Genomic DNA, 19,042 nt, shown 5'->3' on the forward strand with positions numbered 1-19,042 from the left:
TATTGTCCTGCTGCCGCCGTCACTCGCCACCCATGCACAAAGAAGGAGGGCTCGCTATGGCCAGTCCGGTCACTGAGCAGCTGACGCAGGCGCTACCGCTGCTGGCGGTGGGCGCGGGCCAGACCCTCGCCATCTCCCTGCTCGCCATCCTGTTCGCCACCCTGGGCGGGGTCGGTTACGGCGTGCTGGCCCAGCAAGGGGGAAGGCTGACGCGGGTAGTGTTGCGAGTCTATCTGGAGCTGTTTCGGGTGGTGCCCGTGCTGGTCTGGCTCTACCTCTTCTTCTTCGGGCTGCCGATCTTCTTTGGCCTGGATATCCCGGCCTTCTGGTGCGCCGTGCTGGTGCTGACCCTGTGGGGCGCCAGCGAGGTGGGAGAGGTGGTGCGCGGCGGTCTCAAGTCCCTCGCCCGCGGCCAGCAGGAGGCTGGCCTGGCGCTCGGGCTCTCCCGCTGGCAGCTCTATCGCCACGTGTTGCTGCCCCAGGCGCTGCAACGGCTGACGCCGCCGACCATCAACATCTACACCCGCATCATCAAGACCAGCTCGCTGGCGGTGCTGATCGGGGTGGTGGAGGTGATCAAGGTGGGCCAGCAGATCATCGAGCGCACCTATGGCTCGCTGCTCATCTACAGTCTGCTGTTCCTGTTTTTCTTTCTGGTCTGCTATCCGCTCTCGCTCGCCTCGCGCCGGCTGGAGCAACAATGGGGTAATGCGGTATGACACCTCTGCTTGAGCTCAATGCTGTCAGCAAACAATTCGGCCAACACCGGGTACTGGACGAGGTCAGCCTCACGGTGAACGCCGGGGAAGTGATCGTCATCCTGGGGCCGAGCGGCTGCGGCAAAAGCACCTTGCTGCGCACCCTCAACGGGCTCGAACCCATTCAGGGGGGCGACATTCGCTTCGACGGAGAGTTGCTGGATGCCAGCACCGACTGGCAGCGGGTACGCCAGCGCATCGGCATGGTGTTCCAGAGCTATCACCTCTTCCCCAACCTGACGGTGCTGGAGAACGTGCTGCTCGGCCCTGTGCAGGTGCAGAAGCGGGAGCGGGCCGAGGCCCTGCTGCAGGCGGAGCAGCTGCTGACCCGCATCGGCCTGTGGGAGCGGCGCCACGACTATCCGCGCCAGCTCTCCGGTGGCCAGCAGCAGCGCATCGCCATCGTGCGGGCCCTGTGCATGAACCCGCAGGTGATGCTGTTTGACGAGGTGACCGCTGCGCTGGATCCTGAGATGGTGCAGGAGGTGCTGGAGGTGATCCGCGATCTCGCCGGCAGCGGCATGACCCTGCTCATCGTCACCCACGAGCTGGCGTTCGCCCAGGCGGTGGCGGATCGCATCGTCTTCATGGACGGCGGCCACATCCTGGAGCAGGCCGCGCCCCATCAGTTTTTCGAGAGCCCGCGCAGCCAGCGTGCCCGCCAGTTCCTCGCCAAGTTTTCTTATACAACTGTCAGCAAACGAAAGGAGTCAGCATGAAGATAATTACCTCGGTCCTGTTTAGCGCCCTCATCGGCCTGGGCCTCGCCAGCGGCGCCGCCCAGGCAGAAGACGGTTCCCTCGCCAAGATCAAGGCCCGTGACAAGCTCATCGTCGGCGTCTTCACCGACAAGCCGCCGTTTGGCTATGTGGACGAGAAAGGAAACTACGTCGGCTTTGACACCGATCTCGGCCGCCGCTTCGCCAAGGATCTGCTGGGGGACGAGAACAAGGTCGAGTTCGTGGCGGTGGAGCCCGCCAGCCGCATCCCCTTCCTGCAGAGCGACAAGGTGGATCTCATCCTCGCCAACATGACTGTGACCCCGGAGCGGCGGCAGGTGGTGGACTTCACCAACCCGAACCTCAAGGTCGCGGTGCAGGTGCTGGTGTCGGAAGGCAGCGACGCCAAGAAGCTCGACGATCTGGCCGGCAAGCGGCTTATCGTCACCACCGGCACCACGGCCGACATCTGGCTGACCCGCAACCACCCGGAGTGGAAGGTGCTCAAGTTCGAGAAGAACACCGAATCCCTGCAGGCCCTGGCCCAGGGCCGCGGCGACGCCTACGCCCAGGACAACCTGGTCTTGTTCAGCTGGGCCAAGGAGAACCCGGGCTATCGGGTGCTGCCCGAGAAGCTGGGCTCGGAAGACCCCATCGCGCCGGCGGTGAAGAAGGGCAATATCGAGCTGCGTGACTGGGTCAACGACCGTCTCGCCAAGTTGGGGGAAGAGAAGTACCTGCTCAAACTCTACGACCAGTATGTGCGCGACAAGCTGAGCGCCGATACCGATCCCAACGACGTGATAGTGGAAGGAGGCAAGTGGCAGGGTTGAGCCCTGCCCCCACAGCAGTGCTGAGTGTGAAGTGTGTGATCTTTGGTTCCGTTGGTCTGCAAACCGCAAGGTTTGACCTTTCCAGGCGCCCCCTCCAGGTGGCGCCTTTTTTTGTTTGCAAGACCCCGGCAGGCGGGACACCCGCTCTGTGAGCCAGCTCCCCCTGCCCCGGGATGCCCTGTGCCATCCTCACTGAAACGGCAGCGGGAGGAGAAACCCATGTGGATAGAGGCCGAGCCCGTCTACGGCGCCCTGGTGTCCCTGGCCATCGGGCTCATCATCGGGCTGGAGCGGGGCTGGCAGGTGCGCCAGCTCGGAGACAACCAGCGCATCGCCGGGATGCGCACCTATGGCCTCATCGGTCTGCTCGGCGGGGTCTGCGCCCTGCTGTTGCCCACCCTGGGGCCCTGGCTGGCCCTGCTCGGTCTGCTGAGCGTAGTGACGGGGTGCGGCCTCTCGGTCTGGCTGGCCCAGCGCTGGCAGGGGGAGTTCGGTCTCACCAGCTCGGTGGCCATGGTGCTCACCTATCTGCTGGGGCTGATGTCGGTGCTGCAGAGCCCGAGCGAGGCAGTGGCCTGCGCCGTGCTGGCGGCCCTCCTGATGGGGCTCAAGGGCAAGATCCAGCAGGGGATGCTGTTCTTGAGCGAAATGGAGTTTCACGCCACCTTGCGTTTTCTGCTCATCTCTCTGGTGCTGCTGCCGGTGCTCCCCGATACCGAGATGGGTCCCCTCAATGCCTTCAATCCCTTCAAGATCTGGCTCATGGTGGTGGTGATCGCCGGCATCTCGTTCTGTGGTCACTTCGCGGTGCGCCTGCTCGGCACCCGCTCCGGGCTGGTGCTCACCAGCATGCTGGCGGGGCTCGCCTCCTCCACCGCCCTCACCCTGCAATTTGCCCGCCTCAACAAGGAGCAGGGAGGGCTGGAGCGGCTGCTGGCCACCGGCATTCTGCTGGCGGGAGCCACCATGTGGCTCAGGCTGCTGGCACTGGTGCTGATCATCCACGGAGAGCTGGCGCTGCGTCTGGCCGCCCCTCTGCTGCTGCTGGCAGCCATCGTCTACGGCTTTGCCTTCTGGTTCTGGCGCCAGCGGGAAGAGATGCCGGACGGCCCGGTACAGCCCGAAACCCGCAACCCGCTGGATCTCGCCACCGCCATCAAGTTCGGTCTGCTGCTCGCCCTCATCGGCTTCATGGCCACCCTGCTGCAAAGCAAGGTGGGCAACTCCGGGGTCTATCTGCTGTCGCTGGTCTCCGGCATCACGGACGTGGACGCCATCACCCTCTCCCTCTCCCAGCTCGCCCAGAAGGAGCTGGCCCTGGAGGTAGCCGCCAGGGGCATACTGCTCGCCGGGCTGGTCAACTCCCTGGTGAAAGGGGTGCTGGCACTGGTGATTGGCGGACGCAGCCTGGGGCGGCGGGTCTTGCTCCCCTACCTCGTCTCCATCCTGCTCATCCTGCCCCTTGTCCTGATGACATGATGACGGGGATCACCTGACGGGCCCGGCACTCTGACACCCCCTCCCCTTGTCGCGTATACTGCCCCCTCTTGCAGCAGGAGGAGATAACCATGGCAAGCGACTGGGACAAGGTATTGGCTGGGGGCGCCCTGGACAGCCAGAGCGAGGAGATAGCGAACGACCGCATTCGCGGCCAGGCGCTGCTGAGCCGACTCAACGCCTCACCGGCGGGGGATCACGTCCTGCGCCAGCAGATCTGCCGCGACCTCTTCGCCCACTGTCCCGACTCCTGCTGGATCAGCACCCCCTTCACCTGCGAATTCGGCCGCAACATCCACATCGGCGAGAAGACCTTCTTCAACTTCAACGTCACCATACTCGACGTGGGCGAGGTGCACATCGGCAACCATGTGCTGCTGGCCCCCAACGTGCAGATCTACACCGCCACCCACACCATGGACTATCTGGAGCGACGCAACTGGACCGCCTACAACAAGCCGGTGCGGATCGGCGATGACTGCTGGATTGGCGGCGGCGCCATCATCTGCCCCGGCGTCACCATAGGGCCGCGCTCCATCATAGGGGCTGGCGCCGTGGTCACCCGGGACATCCCGGCGGACTCCCTGGCGGTGGGCAACCCGGCCCGGGTGATCCGCACGCTACACCCGGGCGAGACCCGGGATCCGGCGTGCCTGTCATGATGGCCCTTGCCCTGCTGCCCCTGGGTTGGGCAGGCTGGCTCGGGGTGCGGGATGCGAACTGGTGGCCGCTGGCCCTGATCCTGCTGATGAGCCTGCTGACCCTGGCTGCCTACGCCTGGGACAAGCGCCAGGCCATTCGTGGTGGCTGGCGCGTGCCCGAGGCCCGTCTGCATCTGCTTGAGCTGTGCGGCGGCTGGCCCGGCGCCCTGGTCGCCCGCCAGTGGCTGCGCCACAAGACCCAGAAAGGGAGCTACCGCCTGCGGTTCTGGGCCATCGTCTGGGGGCAGTTGCTGCTACTCGGGATCTGGCTCGGCTGGCCGATCTGGCCGCTCTGAACAACCAGGCAGGCATTGCCGCCCAAGGTTGGGTATGAGACAACGACAGCACGGGAGACAGATCCTCTCGTTCAAATATTGAAAGGAGTCATTCATGACCATGTGGACAGGTATCGTTCTGATCGTCTTTATCAGCGTGTCGTTCAGCTATCTCACCAAGCGCGCCCGCTACCAGATGGGGGATGCCCGCATTACCGACCGTCTTGGCAAGCAGGACATGATCATCAAGGAGTTGCAGGAGCGCATCGCCAATCTGGAGGCCATCGTCATCGAGGAGGAGAAACGCCGCCCGTTCAAGGATCTCTGATCCGGCAAGCCGGGTGGCAAACCAACCAGCCCCCGGGCTGCAAGGGTTTGCCGCCGCCCCCGTTCGCACCCGCTCGCCCTCTGCCTGGCAAAACGAAATTTACAGCAGGATCAATCCCCTGCCATTTTTCGGCTGAATGCTCGCCAAGCTGGCCCGTTCCCTGCTCCGTCATGACATCAGTCGTACGGAGAGTGACATCATGATCGCCATCGGCACCCTGCTTCCCCTCGCCTCCCTTGCCATCAAGCTCGGCAGCAAGCTGCTGGGCGACGGCACGCCGCCCGCCCAGACCGAGCCTGCCGTGCAGGAAGAGCACCTTGCCCCCACGGTGCAGAGCCTGTTCCAGCGCCTTGGTATCCAGGAGGCTGACAGCGAGCAGAACCGCCCTGCCATCAACCACTTCATGGGGGCGCTGATGCAGACCCTGGGCCAGGAATCCTCGGGCCAGTCGCTGCCCCAGGCCATCGATGCCGCCCGCACCCAGTTGGCAGACGGCACCCAGAGCACCCGCCTCGATGCGCTGCAGAGCGAGCTCGACACCCTCAAGGGCTCCCTCGGCAACAGCGACCTCAACCTTGATCAGCTGCTTTATGCCTTCAAGCAAACCCTGCCCCAGGGCCCGGGGGAAGGCGTAGGCAAGCTGCTCAATGCCAGCGCGTGAGCGGGAGTGGAACCATGAAAAACGGCAACCAGACGGTTGCCGTTTTTGTCGGGCCGAATCTCAAGATGTCACGCTAGGACTGTGAAGGGGGCGGGTTCAGCATGGCGCCGGCCAGCGCGCTCTGCCCGCGATCCTGCAGGGCATTGGCCGCTCCCAGGCGATCCGCCGCCTCCTTGTTCTGACCCAGCTTGAACTTGCCGACCAGCCGCTCAATCTCGATCTCTATGCCCACCACGGCCTGCACCATTGTCTCGAGATAGTCTCTCGGTGCATCCGCCATCTTCCAGGGAATGGACTCTCCCGCCTCGTGGGTACGGGTCAGGGCCGCGAGCAAGCGACGCACGAAGCGGGCATCGTCCCTCACCCGGATACGGCCATGGGCGTGCACCACGGCATAGTTCCAGGTGGGCACCTGCTGGTGATGCACCTGCTTGCCAGGATACCAGCTGGGGGAGATATAACCCTCGGCGGCGCGGAAGATCACCAGCACTTCATCGCCGTCTTTCACCTCCTGCCAGAGCGGGTTGTTGCGGGCCACATGGGCCCGCAGCACACCGTGGGCCCCCTGCTCCCCATCGAACTCGAACGGCAGATGGTTGGCATCCAGCCCCCCTTCACCACAGGTGATCAGGGCCCCCAGAGGGTGCGCCTGCATCAGCTGGTGCAGCGCCTCGGGGTCGGTAACGGCGAAATGGGGTGGCAGGTACATGGGAACTCCTTGATCCGGTTGACGCGTCCATACGCATTGCAGCGGGATCATGCCCTGCCCGGCGCGGGCCGTCACCCTGAATGTGCCCCACTGAGCCAGTTCATTGCAGCAGGTGAACGCAATTCCACATCATCATCCACAAGCGCGATATAACATCATATGTTCACGATGCAAATATCACTTTAACAGCCCAAGTGAATGAGAAAATAACCTCAATGACAAAGATAATTCCGCTTTACACCCCTCCCCCCTTCGCCAGATAGCCAATACGGTAGATCTCGCCCCCGCCAGGCAAGGGCGATGAGAAGGACGGGAGCAAATCCGCCTCCAGCCATTCCCATCGGGTGAGATCCCAGCCGCTCACCATGGCCTCGCCGTGCAGGTCGGCAAGCTCGCCGTGGGAAGTGACCTTGGTGCGCCGCAGCCTGGCCATGCAAGCCCCGTCGAGGGAGGCCGGATCCGGCGCCCGCACCAGATGCCAGGTCTCGATGCGGGGCCAGCCGAAATGCCGGGTGAGTGCCGCGAATCCCTCGCTTGCCAGGAATCGGTGCATCGCCTCGGCGCTGTGCCACACATAGAAGGGGGCATAGCGGTTCTCCTGCCCCGGCAGGGTCCCATCGTCCTGACGGCTGTAGAGATAGGCCTTGAACAACAGACCGGGAAAGCCGTCCAGTCTGGCGCCATTGCTGGCGATCCGCTGCTCGATCAGCGCCATGTCGTAGTCTGCGGGCAGGGTGAATCGGTAGTGCATGGCGATCATGAGGCCACCTCCTGTCTGAACATCCGGCCCTGGCCGAAACTCCACGCCTCGGCATCGGTCTGCTGGATCACCACCATGAGGTTGTCGGGGTGGATCCCAAGCTCGGCCTCAAGGCGCTCGGCGAGACGTGCATAAAGCCGCTCCCTGGTCGCGGTGCTGCGCACCTTGCCCGCCAGGATCTGGAAGAGGATGAAACCCTGGTCCCGGCGGCCGGTCTGGTAGTAGGGGTCATAGATGAGCGCACTGGCAGGCAAGATCTCGAGGATCTGGAATTTATCCTTCGGCGGCACCTCGAACACCTCCACCAGGGTCTGGTGGTAGAGGGCGCTGAGTTGTTGCAGGTGTGCGTCGCTCATCCCCTCGCACAGGGTGATACGGGTCAGCGGCATGGGGTCACCTCCTCGCGGGGGGGCAGATAGCCCACGGCCGTCACTGCGGCGGGCAAACCGGCGTAGAAGGCAAGATGGGTGAACAGCTCTTCCAGCTCATCCCGGGACAGGCCGTTTTGCCGGGCGAATGCAATATGCCAGGGCAGTTGTTGCACCCGGCCCAGTGACGCCAGGATGGCCAGGGTGATCAGGCTGCGCTCGCGGGCCGAGAGGGTGGGGCGCTGCCAGATATCGCCAAACAGCGTCTCTTCCGCCAGTCGGGCGAGTCGGGGGGCAAGCTGCGCCAGGGTGGCGCGATCGGGAACATCGGGTGTCATGGCAATCTCCTTGGTGGATGAAGCCACTCTCCCTCACTGCTACAATTTAAAAAATCGAAATATTCAAGACCAATCATCCCGATTATAAGGATAGTTATGTCACCCCTTCCCCCCAGCCTGGATCTCGATGCCCTGCGCAGCTACGTGCTGGGGCTGGAGTGCGGCAGCTTTGCGCTGGCGGCGCAGCGGCTGTGCCGCTCCACCTCGGCGGTCAGTGCCCAGTTGAAAAAACTCGAACAACAGTGCGGCACCGATCTGGTCATGAAGCAGGGACGTCACCTGGTGCCGACGGCCAGCGGTGAGCGCCTGCTGGGCTACGCCAAGCGGCTGCTGGCGCTCAATGACGAAGCCGTGCTCGCCCTCAAAGGGGAATTGCTGCAAGGGGAGATCCGGCTCGGGGTGCAGGAGGACTTCGGTGAATCTTTGCTCCCCGCCGTGCTGGGGCCCCTCTGTCGCCAGCACCCGGCCCTGCGCATGACGACCCGCATCGATCGCAACGGGGCCCTGGTGCAGGGGATCAGGGAGGGCACCCTCGATATGGCTCTCGCCTGGCAGCCACAGGGAGAGCGGGAGGATCTTCCCCTCATCGAGGTGGTGCAACTGGCCTGGATTGCCCACCCCGAGTGGGACCTCGCCCCTTTGCTCGCGCGCGGGGAGCCCCTGCCCCTGGTGCTCTTCGATGCCCCCTGCCTGATGCGGGCGCGGGCCATCCGCGCCCTCGACGATGCCGGGATCCCCTGGCGGATCGCCTTCACCAGCCAGAGCCTGGGCGGGATCTGGGCCGCCGTGCAGGCCGGGCTCGGGATCACGGTGCGTTCCCCCATCGGCATGCCGGCCAGTCTCGCCACCCTCGGCGGCGTACTGCCCTCACCGGGTACCCTGGGGGTGGTGCTGCTCGCCGCCAGCCATGAAACCGACGAGGCCAGATGCCAGTTGCAACGACTGCTCACGGACGCCGTGCATCAGGCCAGCGCCGGACGCAGAGGCTGAACAGCGCCTGGTCAACGCGCCCCACGGCGCCGAGGCGTACCCATAAAAAAAACGGCAACCCTGGGGTTGCCGTTCTGCCTTCTTGTTCCCATGGCGAGCCGCTTGGCTTAACCCGCCCGCTTGCTCAGCCAGGCTTCGGCGGCGGTGAGGGCTGCCTCTATCTGCTCGCGAGCGACGCCTCCCTTGGCGACCCGCTTGGCCAGAGTCGCTTCCAGCTCCAGGTTCGGGTAGACATCCTCCCCCACCACGGGGCTGAAGCGCTGGAACTCGGGGAGGGAGAGTTCTTCCAGGGGCTTTTTCACCTGGATCGCATAGACCACGGTTTCGCCGACGATATGGTGCGCCTCGCGGAACGGAATGCCCTTGGCCACCAGATAGTCCGCCAGCTCGGTAGCATTGGCATAGCCGCCCTGGGCCGCCGCCATGGTGCGCTCACCATTGACCTTCAGATCGATCAGCACCAGGGCCGCCATGTCGAGGCAATCGTGCCAGGTATCCAGGGCGTCGAACAGCCCCTCCTTGTCTTCCTGCATGTCCTTGTTGTAGGCCAGCGGCAACGCCTTGAGGCTCATCAACATGCCCATCTGGGCGCCGACCACCCGGCCGGTCTTGCCACGAATGAGCTCCAGCGCGTCCGGGTTCTTCTTTTGGGGCATCAGGGACGAGCCAGAGGTGACGGCGTCAGACAGCTCGACAAAGCCCGCCTCGCCGGTGTTGTAGAAGATGAGATCTTCGGCAAAGCGCGAGAGGTGAGCCATGGACAGCGACGCCACGTGCATCAGCTCCACCACGTGATCCCGATCGGACACCGAATCCAGGCTGTTGCGGGTGGCACCGGCAAAGCCCATGTCGAGCGCCAGTGCCTCCCGGTCGATGGCGTAGGCGGTGCCCGCCAGGGCGCCGCAGCCGAGCGGGCTGGTGTCGAGGCGCTTGAGGGCATCCTGCAGACGGGAATGGTCCCGCTCCAGCATCTCCACATAGGCGAGCGCCCAGTGGGCGTAGGTGACCGGTTGGGCACGCTGCAGGTGGGTGTAACCGGGCAGCACGGCGGCCTGGTTGGCACGGGCGGAGGCGACCAGCCCCTGTTGCAGGGCAGTGATGGAACCCAGCAGCAGCTCACCCTGCGCCTTGCACCAGAGTTTCAGGTCAGTGGCGACCTGATCGTTGCGCGAGCGGCCGGTGTGCAGCTTCTTGCCAAGGGCGCCGACGGCGTCGATGAGCTGGCTCTCGACCCAGGAGTGGATGTCTTCGGCGTCCGAGTTCAGGATCTGCTGGGGATCCTGCTGCACAGAGGCGAGCAGTACCTCCATCGCCTGCTGCAACTGAGCCTGCTCACCCTCGGTCAACACCCCCACCTTGACCAGCGCTTTGGCCCAGGCCATGGAGCCTTGAATATCCTGCTCCGCCAGACGGTAGTCGAACCGCAGCGAATCGTTGAACTGCTTGAACCGGCTATCGGCTCCCTGACTGAAGCGTCCACCCCAAAGTGCCATACTGCTCTCCTTGAATGCGTTGTCGGCGGCGCCTTGCTCCGTCGAACTTGAAATCTTGCCCTGTTTTTCTGCGAGCCTGTTATCTCACAGAAGCGGCCAGGGCGCAGCCGCTCTTGTCACACCCGATGAGGATGGCAAAGGGCCTCTCTGCCTGTAAAAGAGGGGGCCATGCCCCCTCGAATCAACGGGTGATAGCGCTTGCTTAGCCGTGGGTATGGTCGCCACCGATGGCTTGATGCTGCTCTTTCATGGCGCGGATCCGGCTCGCCAGGGTGTAGAGACGGATGAAGCCTTCGGCATGGCTCTGGTCGTACACTTCGTCGGCGCCGAAGGTGGCGAAGTCTTCGGAGTAGAGGCTGTTCGGCGACTTCTTCTGCACCGCGGTGACTTGACCCTTGTACATCTTCAGCACCACTTCACCGTCGAGCTCCTCGGCGATGGCGTTGGCGGAGGCGACAATGGCCTTGCACAGCGGGGTGAACCAGCGACCGTCATACACCAGGTGGGAGAACTCGGCGCCGAGTTTTTCCCGCCAGGCGCGGGTCGGTCTGTCCAGTACCAGCTCTTCCACGGCGCGCAGTGCGGCAACCATCACGGTACCACCCGGAGTCTCGTAGCAGCCACGGGACTTCATGCCCACCATCCGGTTCTCGGTGATGTCGATCCGGCCCACGCCGTGCTTGCCGGCACGCTCGTTCAGGGTGGTCAGGATCTGGTGCGGGCTGAGCGGCTGGTCGTCAACGGCGACCACTTCGCCCTTGGCCACGGTCAGCTTGACGTATTCCGGCTCGTTCGGGGCATCCTCTGCAGAGACGGTCCACTGCCAGACGGCTTCGGACGGCTCGTTCCAGGTGCTCTCCAGCTCGCCACCCTCGGTGGAGATGTGCCAGGCGTTGGCGTCGCGGCTGTAGATCTTCTTCAGGGTCGCCTTGCAGGGAATGTTGCGGGCTTCCAGATAGGCCAGCAGATCTTCCCGGGAACGCATGTCCCACAACCGCCACGGGGCGATCACTTTCAGTTGGGGCGCCAGGGCAGCTACCGCCCCTTCGAACCGCACCTGGTCGTTGCCCTTGCCGGTGCAACCGTGGGAGATGGCATCAGCCCCTTCTGCCAGGGCAGCCTCGACCATGGCCTTGGCGATCACCGGACGAGCCATGGAGGTGCCCAGCAGGTAGGTGCCTTCATAGACGGCGCCGGTCTTCAGGGTCGGGTAGACATACTCTTTGACGAACTCTTCCCGCAGATCCTTGACGATGCACTTGACCGCGCCGGAGGCGATGGCCTTCTGCTCGATACCTTCCAGATCGTCACGCTCCTGGCCCACGTCGGCGACGAAGGCGATGATTTCAGCGTCATAGTGCTCCTTCAGCCAGGGAATGATGGCCGAGGTATCCAGTCCGCCCGAGTAAGCCAGTACGATCTTGTTGATTCCGCTCATTTACTTCTCTCCGTGATGATTCGATAAAAAGGGGTGATTCCGGGTCGGTTGCCGGATTACTTCTGGCCCTGTCCGAACAGGGTCAGCAGCACGGCGTTCTGGATATGCATCCGGTTTTCTGCCTCATCCATGATGAGGGAGGCTGGGCCGTCCATGACCTCCGAGGTGATCTCCAGCTCCCGGTGGGCCGGCTGGCAGTGCAGCACGTGCTGGATGCCGGTCCGATCGAGCAGGGCCTGGTTGATCTGATAAGGCATGAAGATATCTTTTACCTGCTCCATTGGTGTGTTGTCACCCATGGAAACCCAGGTATCGGTATAAACCACGTCAAAGCCTTCGATATCCGCGACATCATCGCTGATATGTATGGTCGCGCCAGATTGAGCTGCCAGCGCCTGGGCCTGCAGGAAGATCTGGGTATCCGGGCCATGGCCTTTCGGGCAGACCAGGGTCACATCGGTGCCGAGGGTCGCCCCCAGCAGCAGCAGGGAGTGGCTCACGTTGTTGCCATCGCCGAGATAGGCCAGCTTCACCTTGGACAGATCGCTGTAGTGCTCGCTGATGGTCATGAAATCCGCCAGCCCCTGGCAGGGGTGGTAGAGGTTGCACAGGCTGTTGACCACAGGCACCGAGCCGAACTCGGCCAGCTCGACCAGGGTCTGGTGATCGAACACCCGGGCGACGATGGCGTCACACCAGCGGGACAGGTTGCTGGCGAAATCCTTCACCGACTCCCGCTTGCCGAGCGCCCCGTTCTGCTGATCCAGATAGACGATGTGACCACCCAGTTTGGCGATGCCGATGTCGAAGGTGACCCGGGTACGCAGGGAGGGCTTCTCGAACAGGGTGACCACGCTCTTGCCCGCCAGGGCCTGGCTGTATTTCTTCGGATCGGCCTTGACCGCCTTGCCAAGCGCCAGCAGCGCCTCGATCTGGGCCTTGCTTAAATCACTGTCTTTCAGAAGATGTTGCATCGGATTGTCCTTTTCCCGGTGGAGATCAGAGGGTGACCTGGGTGCCGACCGCGCCGCCAGCCAGCAGCTTGAGCAGCTGATCCGGGTAGCGCCAGCTGGCGACACAGACCGGCTTGCCCAGGGTTTCGGCGGCGTGCAGGGCGGCTTTCACCTTGACGGCCATGCCGTCCGTGATAACTCCCTTCTCCATCAGGTCCAGCGCGCTCTGCTTGTCCAGTTGCGGCACCAGCTTGCCCTTGCCATCCAGAATGCCGCTCACATCCGACAGCATCACCAGATCGGCGCCCAGCGCTTCGGCGATGGCGGTGGCCGCCTGATCCGCATTGACGTTCATCATCTGTCCGTCGGCGGTAATGCCGATGGAGCTCACCACCGGCAGGAAGCCCTGCCCCAGGATGCCGGCCACCAGCGCCGGGTTGCCCGGTTTGCAGTCACCGACCGCACCGAGATCCGGATCGAGCTGGGTCACCTGGCACAGACCGCCGTCGGCGAGGCACAGACCCACAGCAGGAATGCCGGTGGAGATGGCCTTGGCCATCATCATCTTGTTGGCGGTCCCGGCCAGGGCACCGGCAATCACGGGGATCTGCTCGAACGGGGTCACCCGCAGGCCGTTCTTCTTGGTGGAGGTCATGCCCAGCCCCTTGAGCAGGTCGTCCACCAGGCAGCCACCACCGTGCACCAGCACCAGAGGACGGTGCTGATCATCCAGGAAGGTCTTCAGGGTGGCGAACAGGGCGGTCAGGGCCTCGTCGTTCTCGATCAGGGCACCACCCAACTTGATTACCAGCGTCTGCTTGTCCATCTTCTCGATCCTTTCTTAAAGCGTTAAATCAGGCCGGTGGCCGGTTCAAAACCAAACTTGATATTTATGCACTGCATGGCTTGCGAGGCGGCCCCCTTGAGCAGGTTGTCGATGGCAGAAACCACCACCAGCATGTTGCCCTGCTGCTGCCAGGCGATGTCGCAGTAGGGCGTGCTCGCCACGCCGCGGATGGAGGGCATCTGGCCGGTGAGGCGTACCAGCGGCTTGCCTTCGTAGGCCTTGAGGTAGGCCTGATCCACCTGGGTGTGCGTCACCCCTTCCGCCAGTTGCACATAGATGGTGGCCAGGATGCCCCGCACATAGTTGCCGAGGTGGGGCTGGAACAGCACCTCCTTGCCAAGGTGGTGGCTGATCTCCGGCTGGTGCCTGTGATTGAAGGTGCCGTAGGGATTGAGGCTCACTTCGCAGAAACTGGTGTTGATGGCGGCCTTGCGACCGGCCCCGGAGACGCCGGAAACCGCATTGATGATGGGCTGCCATCCCTGAGCAATCAGCCCGGCCTGTTGCAGCGGCTTGAGGGCGCACAGGGAGGCGGTCGGGTAGCATCCCGGCACGGCAATCAGCTGGGCGGCCTTGACGGCATCGGCATTCCACTCGGCCAGACCGTAGGCGGCCTGCTCCAGCCACTGCTCATTCTCGTGAGTGAAGCCGTAGAAGGAGGCGTAGAACTGCTGATCGTTGACCCGGAAGGCACCGGAGAGATCGAACACCGGCAACCCCTTGGCCAGGAACTTGGGCGCGAGTTCCGCACTCACCTCGTGAGCAGTGGCCAGCACCACCAGATCGGCCTGGGTCAGGATCCGGGTCATGCCGTCTTCGTCCAGAGGCAGCAGCGGCTGATCCAGCTTGCCCACCCACTGGGGATGCAGGGAAGAGAAACGTTTGTGGGCGTCCTGGCTGCCGGCGGAAACATAGAGGCCGAACAGCTCGAGTTGTGGATGGTTCTGGACCAGAGCGGCCAGTTCGGCCCCCGCGTAGCCACTGGCACCGACGATAACGGTCTTAAGCATGTTTGAGTATTCCAAGTCTGGGTTCGAAATTCACAGCATGGTGCTGCGGTGCAAGGGGTCGGCTATCGCCCCTTTGATGCAACGAGTGCGGAGGGGCAATTCAGGCGGATATGCGTCGTCGGTTACAGATCAGGTGACAGAACATTAACTTTCCCTTACAACTAGAGGCCTTGTCGATGAGCACTCGAACAGAATATTCATGCACTCACTTTGCATTTGTATTTTCTAACAGAAACACTCCGGGGACGCAAGGAGGAGCTGATGGCCAAACTGGATTTTTTTTCACTTTATAAGAATATTATTGCGATTCCCTCTATCAGCAGCACGGATACTCGCTGGGATCAGAGCAACGAGGCGGTGATCCGGCTGCTGGCCGACTGGTTCGGCCAGCTTGGATTCCAGTGCGAGGTGACGGCCCTGCCGGATCTGCCGGGCAAGTTCAACCTGGTGGCGACCTATGGTCAGGGAGAAGGGGGGCTGCTGCTGGCGGGCCACACGGATACAGTTCCCTTCGATGAAGGAGCCTGGACCAAAGACCCCTTCAAGGTGACCGAAGAGGGCAACCGCCTGTACGGGCTCGGCACCATCGACATGAAAGGCTTCTTCGCCTTTATCGTGGAAGCGCTCAAGGAGGTCGACCTCAAGACCCTGAGCAAGCCGCTGCGCATCCTGGCCACCGCCGATGAAGAGACCACCATGGCCGGGGCCCGCGCCATCGCCGCCGCAGCTGAACTCAAACCCGACTACGCGGTGATCGGCGAACCCACCGGGCTGGTGCCCGTGGTGGCCCACAAGGGCCACATGTCGGAAGCCATTCGCATCACAGGCCGAAGCGGCCACAGTTCGGATCCCGCCAACGGCGTCAACGCCATGGAGATCATGCACAAGGCCATGGGTCAGGTGCTCAGGCTCCAGCAGGATCTGAAGGAGAAGTACGCGGATCACCGCTTCGCCGTGCCCCAGCCCACCCTGAACCTCGGCTACATCCAGGGGGGCGACAGCCCGAACCGCATCTGCGGCTGCTGCGAGCTGCACATCGACATGCGTCCCACCCCGCAGGTGGGTCCCGACGAACTGATGGGCATGTTGAAAGAGGCGCTCTCCCCCATCGAGATCCACCAGCCGGGCTGCCTGCACCTGCAGCACCTGCACGAACCCATTCCGGCCTATGCCTGCCAGGATGACTCCGAGCTGGTGCGGGAGGCGGAAAAGGCGAGCGGCCGGGCCGCCGAGTCCGTGAACTATTGCACCGAAGCCCCCTTTATCCAGCAACTGGGTTGCGAGACCATAGTGATGGGCCCAGGCCATATCACCCAGGCCCACCAGCCCGATGAATACCTGGATCTGTCGTTCGTCAAACCGACCACGGCGGTGCTGCAGCACCTGATCCGGCGCTTCTGCGTCTAGCCAAATAGGGATGTAAGTAAGTTACATGACAGGCGCCTTGGGACAGGTGAGGGAAATACATGTTCTGAATCGGCTTGTTATTTGACCTTGCGCAGACAATCTGGGTAGATTGTCCCCCTAAGATGACGGAGCATATGTTGTAATCGCACAACAATAAGTGAGGTCGCCTCCCGCCTGGAAGGTCAGGAGGCACCAACAAAATAAGGATGTGGAATGAACGAAAAGTACGCCGCACTACGGGCCAACGTAGGCATGTTGGGCCAACTGCTGGGTAAATCCATCAAGGATCATCAGGGGCAGGCCTTCCTCGACAAGATTGAGACCATTCGCCAACTTGCCAAGTCTTCCCGCAAGGGGAACGAGGCAGACAGAGAGCGCCTGCTCGACACCCTGCGTACCCTCTCCGATGACGAACTGCTGCCCGTGGCCCGTGCCTTCAGCCAGTTCCTCAACCTGGCGAACGTGGCGGAGCAGTTCCACACCATCTCCCGTCGCTGCGAAGAGCAGGTCTGCACCCCGGACCCGCTGGAGCAGATGTTCGACAAGCTGAAAGCCTCCAACCTGTCCCAGGAGGCCATCATCCAGGCCGTGCGCGAGCTGGACATCGATCTGGTGCTGACCGCTCACCCCACCGAGGTGACCCGTCGTACCCTGATCCACAAGCACGTGCAGCTCAACGACTGCCTCGAGGCGCTGGAACTCTCCGATCTGCTGCCCCGCGAGCGGGACAAGATCCAGAGTCGCATCGAGCAACTGGTCAACCAGGCCTGGCACACCAACGAGATCCGCGAACAGCGCCCGACCCCGGTGGACGAAGCCAAGTGGGGCTTCGCCGTGGTGGAAAACAGCCTGTGGCCGGCCATCCCCGAATTCATGCGCAATCTGGACGAGCGCCTGCAACACCATCTGGGTGTGCGGCTGCCGCTGGACGCCGCGCCGGTCAAGTTCACCTCCTGGATGGGCGGTGACCGCGACGGCAACCCCTTCGTCACCGCCAAGGTGACCGCCGAAGTGCTGGAGCTGGGCCGCTGGATGGCGGTGAGCCTGTTCTACAAGGACATCAAGGAGCTCACCTCCGAGCTCTCCATGGCCGATTGCACCGACGCCGTGCGTGCCCGGGTCGGCGACAATCCCGAGCCCTATCGCGCCCTGGTACGCGAGCTGCGCGAGCAACTGCGCGAGACCCAGGAGTACCTGACCGCCAAGGTACAGGGCCAGGCGAGCGAGAGCCGGGATCTGGTCAAGAGCACCGCCCAGCTGCGCGAGCCCCTGGAGCTCTGCTACCACTCCCTGCACGCCTGCGGCATGGGCAACATCGCCGACGGCATGCTGCTGGACGTGCTGCGCAAGCTGGCCTGCTTCGGCATCCACCTGGTCAAGCTGGACATCCGTCAGGATGGCGAGCGTCACGGCCAGGTCTTCTCCGAGCTGACCCGTTATCTGGGGCTGGGTGACTACGCCGAGTGGAGCGAGGACGACAAACAGGCCTTCCTGCTCAACGAACTCAACTCCCGCCGCCCGCTGATCCCCAATGACTGGGAGCCGAGTGCCGAGACCCGCGAGACCATCGACACCTGCAAGGTCATCGCCCAGCACGACCCCGATGCGTTCGGCATCTACATCATCTCCATGGCCGGTGCGCCGTCCGACGTGCTGGCGGTGCAACTGCTGCTCAAAGAAGCCGGTTGCAAGTTCCGCATGCCGGTGGCGCCGCTGTTCGAAACCCAGGAAGACCTGATGGCGGGCACCGCCGTGATGGAGCGCCTGCTGTCGGTGGACTGGTATCGCGGCTACATCCAGGGCCGCCAGTACGTGATGATCGGCTACTCCGACTCTGCCAAGGACGCGGGCATGATGGCCGCGGGCTGGGCCCAGTATGCCGCCATGGAATCCCTGGTGGCGCTGGCCGAGGCCAACAACATCCGCCTCACCCTGTTCCATGGCCGTGGCGGTACCGTCGGCCGTGGCGGCGCCCCCGCCCACCAGGCGATCCTCTCCCAGCCGCCGGGATCCCTGCGCGGCGGCCTGCGCGTCACCGAGCAAGGGGAGATGATCCGCTTCAAGTTCGGCCTGCCCAAGGTGGCCTTCCAGAGCCTCAACCTCTACACCAGCGCCGTGCTGGAGGGGAACCTGCTGCCGCCGCCCAAGCCGAAGGAGAGCTGGCGCGCCGTGATGGAGCAGCTGGCCACCGTCTCCTGCGAACACTACCGCGGCATAGTGCGCGGTCACCCGGACTTCGTGCCCTACTTCCGCGCCGCCACCCCGGAGATGGAACTGGGCAAGCTGCCGCTGGGCTCCCGCCCCGCCAAGCGCAAGCCCAACGGCGGCGTCGAGAGCCTGCGCGCCATCCCGTGGATCTTCGCCTGGACCCAGAACCGGCTGATGCTGCCGGCCTGGCTCGGCGCCCACAAGGGATTGCAACAGGCCATCGACGACGGCCAGAAGGCCGTGCTGGACGAGATGAGCCGCCAGTGGCCCTTCTTCCGCACCCGTCTGGAGATGCTGGAGATGGTGTTCCTCAAGGCCGACCTCTGGCTCGCCGAGTACTACGACACCCGTCTGGTACCGGAAGAGCTGTGGGGCCTGGGCAAGCAGCTGCGTCAGGAGCTTTCCGACTCCATCGAAGTGGTGCTGAAACTGCGCCCGCAGGGCGACCTACTGGACGATCAGCCCTGGATCAAGGAGTCCATCAAGCTGCGCAACCCCTACACGGATCCGCTGAACGTGCTGCAGGCCGAGCTGCTCAACCGCTCCCGCAACCATCCTGAGACCCTGCATCCCGAGCTGGATCAGGCGCTGATGGTCACCATCGCCGGCATCGCGGCAGGCATGCGCAACACGGGTTGACAGGCGGGCTATCCAGCCTCCTTCCAGCCAAAGGGCGCCCACAAGGCGCCCTTTTTATGTCTGTCGTGGTGTGCCCTTTCCCGTCAGGAGAGAGACCAGGGTGCAATACC

Annotated in this window: 20 protein-coding genes; 11 read left to right on the forward strand and 9 right to left on the reverse strand. The window is 63.5% G+C overall.

What is annotated here, in order from left to right:
* The first annotated feature begins 56 nt into the window (after window positions 1-56).
* The 8 genes from J9892_RS16275 to J9892_RS16310 all read left to right on the forward strand — a co-directional run bounded on the left by J9892_RS16275 (window position 57) and on the right by J9892_RS16310 (window position 5,772).
* Entirely contained in the window at window positions 57-719 is a 663-nt protein-coding gene (locus J9892_RS16275; protein WP_200164380.1) for an amino acid ABC transporter permease, read from the forward strand.
* Window positions 716-1,477 (forward strand): amino acid ABC transporter ATP-binding protein, encoded by a 762-nt coding sequence (locus J9892_RS16280; RefSeq protein ID WP_103858972.1) that lies wholly within the window; start codon window positions 716-718, stop codon window positions 1,475-1,477. The genes J9892_RS16275 and J9892_RS16280 overlap by 4 nt, the downstream gene beginning before the upstream one ends.
* Window positions 1,474-2,310 carry a transporter substrate-binding domain-containing protein gene (locus J9892_RS16285; protein WP_200164379.1) on the forward strand — a complete coding sequence of 279 codons (837 nt, stop codon included), beginning with the start codon at window positions 1,474-1,476 and terminating at the stop codon, window positions 2,308-2,310. The genes J9892_RS16280 and J9892_RS16285 overlap by 4 nt, the downstream gene beginning before the upstream one ends.
* 219 nt (window positions 2,311-2,529) lie before the next feature.
* Window positions 2,530-3,789, forward strand: coding sequence for an MgtC/SapB family protein (locus tag J9892_RS16290; protein ID WP_210538594.1), 1,260 nt, complete (start codon window positions 2,530-2,532; stop codon window positions 3,787-3,789).
* 89 nt (window positions 3,790-3,878) lie between these two features.
* Window positions 3,879-4,469 carry a sugar O-acetyltransferase gene (locus J9892_RS16295; protein WP_041211855.1) on the forward strand — a complete coding sequence of 197 codons (591 nt, stop codon included), beginning with the start codon at window positions 3,879-3,881 and terminating at the stop codon, window positions 4,467-4,469.
* Window positions 4,466-4,804, forward strand: a complete 339-nt coding sequence (locus tag J9892_RS16300) for a DUF1294 domain-containing protein (RefSeq protein ID WP_010675679.1) — start codon at window positions 4,466-4,468, stop codon at window positions 4,802-4,804. Before J9892_RS16295 ends, J9892_RS16300 begins: the two co-directional genes overlap by 4 nt.
* Before the next feature lie 94 nt (window positions 4,805-4,898).
* Window positions 4,899-5,111, forward strand: coding sequence for a hypothetical protein (locus J9892_RS16305; protein ID WP_043154852.1), 213 nt, complete (start codon window positions 4,899-4,901; stop codon window positions 5,109-5,111).
* Between the two features lie 199 nt (window positions 5,112-5,310).
* Window positions 5,311-5,772, forward strand: coding sequence for a hypothetical protein (locus tag J9892_RS16310; protein WP_160837697.1), 462 nt, complete (start codon window positions 5,311-5,313; stop codon window positions 5,770-5,772).
* 73 nt (window positions 5,773-5,845) lie between these two features.
* On the opposite strand, the gene J9892_RS16315 is transcribed toward J9892_RS16310, so the two are convergent.
* The 4 genes from J9892_RS16315 to J9892_RS16330 all read right to left on the reverse strand — a co-directional run bounded on the left by J9892_RS16315 (window position 5,846) and on the right by J9892_RS16330 (window position 7,947).
* Window positions 5,846-6,481, reverse strand: coding sequence for an FMN-binding negative transcriptional regulator (locus J9892_RS16315; RefSeq protein WP_160837695.1), 636 nt, complete (start codon window positions 6,479-6,481; stop codon window positions 5,846-5,848).
* A 235-nt stretch (window positions 6,482-6,716) separates the two neighbouring features.
* Complete coding sequence (locus J9892_RS16320; RefSeq protein ID WP_160837693.1) at window positions 6,717-7,241, reverse strand: DUF4865 family protein; 525 nt, start codon at window positions 7,239-7,241, stop codon at window positions 6,717-6,719.
* Window positions 7,238-7,630, reverse strand: coding sequence for a tautomerase family protein (locus J9892_RS16325; protein ID WP_200164376.1), 393 nt, complete (start codon window positions 7,628-7,630; stop codon window positions 7,238-7,240). The genes J9892_RS16320 and J9892_RS16325 overlap by 4 nt, the downstream gene beginning before the upstream one ends.
* Complete coding sequence (locus tag J9892_RS16330; RefSeq protein WP_010675684.1) at window positions 7,621-7,947, reverse strand: carboxymuconolactone decarboxylase family protein; 327 nt, start codon at window positions 7,945-7,947, stop codon at window positions 7,621-7,623. Before J9892_RS16330 ends, J9892_RS16325 begins: the two co-directional genes overlap by 10 nt.
* 96 nt (window positions 7,948-8,043) lie before the next feature.
* Between J9892_RS16330 and J9892_RS16335 the strand changes: the two genes are divergently transcribed.
* Window positions 8,044-8,937 (forward strand): LysR substrate-binding domain-containing protein, encoded by an 894-nt coding sequence (locus J9892_RS16335; protein WP_200164375.1) that lies wholly within the window; start codon window positions 8,044-8,046, stop codon window positions 8,935-8,937.
* A 107-nt stretch (window positions 8,938-9,044) separates the two neighbouring features.
* Here the strand turns inward: J9892_RS16335 and argH are convergent, their stop codons facing one another.
* The 5 genes from argH to argC all read right to left on the reverse strand — a co-directional run bounded on the left by argH (window position 9,045) and on the right by argC (window position 14,678).
* Window positions 9,045-10,430: an argininosuccinate lyase gene (argH, locus tag J9892_RS16340; protein ID WP_200164374.1), complete on the reverse strand. Its 1,386-nt coding sequence runs from the start codon at window positions 10,428-10,430 to the stop codon at window positions 9,045-9,047.
* A gap of 202 nt (window positions 10,431-10,632) precedes the next feature.
* On the reverse strand, window positions 10,633-11,868 hold the full coding sequence (locus J9892_RS16345) for an argininosuccinate synthase (RefSeq protein WP_010675687.1): 1,236 nt from the start codon (window positions 11,866-11,868) through the stop codon (window positions 10,633-10,635).
* A 56-nt stretch (window positions 11,869-11,924) separates the two neighbouring features.
* Window positions 11,925-12,842, reverse strand: coding sequence for an ornithine carbamoyltransferase (locus J9892_RS16350; protein WP_200164373.1), 918 nt, complete (start codon window positions 12,840-12,842; stop codon window positions 11,925-11,927).
* A 25-nt stretch (window positions 12,843-12,867) separates the two neighbouring features.
* Window positions 12,868-13,647, reverse strand: a complete 780-nt coding sequence (gene argB / locus J9892_RS16355) for an acetylglutamate kinase (RefSeq protein WP_010675689.1) — start codon at window positions 13,645-13,647, stop codon at window positions 12,868-12,870.
* 23 nt (window positions 13,648-13,670) lie between these two features.
* Window positions 13,671-14,678: an N-acetyl-gamma-glutamyl-phosphate reductase gene (gene argC / locus J9892_RS16360; RefSeq protein WP_201890329.1), complete on the reverse strand. Its 1,008-nt coding sequence runs from the start codon at window positions 14,676-14,678 to the stop codon at window positions 13,671-13,673.
* A 261-nt stretch (window positions 14,679-14,939) separates the two neighbouring features.
* On the opposite strand from argC, the gene argE reads away from it, so the two are divergent.
* Window positions 14,940-16,085, forward strand: coding sequence for an acetylornithine deacetylase (gene argE, locus J9892_RS16365; RefSeq protein ID WP_039040568.1), 1,146 nt, complete (start codon window positions 14,940-14,942; stop codon window positions 16,083-16,085).
* A gap of 213 nt (window positions 16,086-16,298) precedes the next feature.
* Complete coding sequence (ppc, locus tag J9892_RS16370; protein WP_210538595.1) at window positions 16,299-18,932, forward strand: phosphoenolpyruvate carboxylase; 2,634 nt, start codon at window positions 16,299-16,301, stop codon at window positions 18,930-18,932.
* Window positions 18,933-19,042 lie beyond the last annotated feature (110 nt).

Origin of the sequence: Aeromonas sp. Prich7-2 (genome assembly GCF_017939255.1) — a bacterium.
In the GTDB taxonomy this organism is placed as follows: domain Bacteria; phylum Pseudomonadota; class Gammaproteobacteria; order Enterobacterales; family Aeromonadaceae; genus Aeromonas; species Aeromonas caviae.

What these genes read in the sequence shown, in the direction of transcription:
- J9892_RS16275 (WP_200164380.1), top strand. Translation starts at nt 57, where the DNA reads ATGGCCAGTCCGGTCACTGAGCAGCTGACGCAGGCGCTACCGCTGCTG.
- J9892_RS16280 (WP_103858972.1), top strand. Translation starts at nt 716, where the DNA reads ATGACACCTCTGCTTGAGCTCAATGCTGTCAGCAAACAATTCGGCCAA.
- J9892_RS16285 (WP_200164379.1), top strand. Translation starts at nt 1,474, where the DNA reads ATGAAGATAATTACCTCGGTCCTGTTTAGCGCCCTCATCGGCCTGGGC.
- J9892_RS16290 (WP_210538594.1), top strand. Translation starts at nt 2,530, where the DNA reads ATGTGGATAGAGGCCGAGCCCGTCTACGGCGCCCTGGTGTCCCTGGCC.
- J9892_RS16295 (WP_041211855.1), top strand. Translation starts at nt 3,879, where the DNA reads ATGGCAAGCGACTGGGACAAGGTATTGGCTGGGGGCGCCCTGGACAGC.
- J9892_RS16300 (WP_010675679.1), top strand. Translation starts at nt 4,466, where the DNA reads ATGATGGCCCTTGCCCTGCTGCCCCTGGGTTGGGCAGGCTGGCTCGGG.
- J9892_RS16305 (WP_043154852.1), top strand. Translation starts at nt 4,899, where the DNA reads ATGACCATGTGGACAGGTATCGTTCTGATCGTCTTTATCAGCGTGTCG.
- J9892_RS16310 (WP_160837697.1), top strand. Translation starts at nt 5,311, where the DNA reads ATGATCGCCATCGGCACCCTGCTTCCCCTCGCCTCCCTTGCCATCAAG.
- J9892_RS16315 (WP_160837695.1), bottom strand. Translation starts at nt 6,481, where the DNA reads ATGTACCTGCCACCCCATTTCGCCGTTACCGACCCCGAGGCGCTGCAC.
- J9892_RS16320 (WP_160837693.1), bottom strand. Translation starts at nt 7,241, where the DNA reads ATGATCGCCATGCACTACCGATTCACCCTGCCCGCAGACTACGACATG.
- J9892_RS16325 (WP_200164376.1), bottom strand. Translation starts at nt 7,630, where the DNA reads ATGCCGCTGACCCGTATCACCCTGTGCGAGGGGATGAGCGACGCACAC.
- J9892_RS16330 (WP_010675684.1), bottom strand. Translation starts at nt 7,947, where the DNA reads ATGACACCCGATGTTCCCGATCGCGCCACCCTGGCGCAGCTTGCCCCC.
- J9892_RS16335 (WP_200164375.1), top strand. Translation starts at nt 8,044, where the DNA reads ATGTCACCCCTTCCCCCCAGCCTGGATCTCGATGCCCTGCGCAGCTAC.
- argH (WP_200164374.1), bottom strand. Translation starts at nt 10,430, where the DNA reads ATGGCACTTTGGGGTGGACGCTTCAGTCAGGGAGCCGATAGCCGGTTC.
- J9892_RS16345 (WP_010675687.1), bottom strand. Translation starts at nt 11,868, where the DNA reads ATGAGCGGAATCAACAAGATCGTACTGGCTTACTCGGGCGGACTGGAT.
- J9892_RS16350 (WP_200164373.1), bottom strand. Translation starts at nt 12,842, where the DNA reads ATGCAACATCTTCTGAAAGACAGTGATTTAAGCAAGGCCCAGATCGAG.
- argB (WP_010675689.1), bottom strand. Translation starts at nt 13,647, where the DNA reads ATGGACAAGCAGACGCTGGTAATCAAGTTGGGTGGTGCCCTGATCGAG.
- argC (WP_201890329.1), bottom strand. Translation starts at nt 14,678, where the DNA reads ATGCTTAAGACCGTTATCGTCGGTGCCAGTGGCTACGCGGGGGCCGAA.
- argE (WP_039040568.1), top strand. Translation starts at nt 14,940, where the DNA reads ATGGCCAAACTGGATTTTTTTTCACTTTATAAGAATATTATTGCGATT.
- ppc (WP_210538595.1), top strand. Translation starts at nt 16,299, where the DNA reads ATGAACGAAAAGTACGCCGCACTACGGGCCAACGTAGGCATGTTGGGC.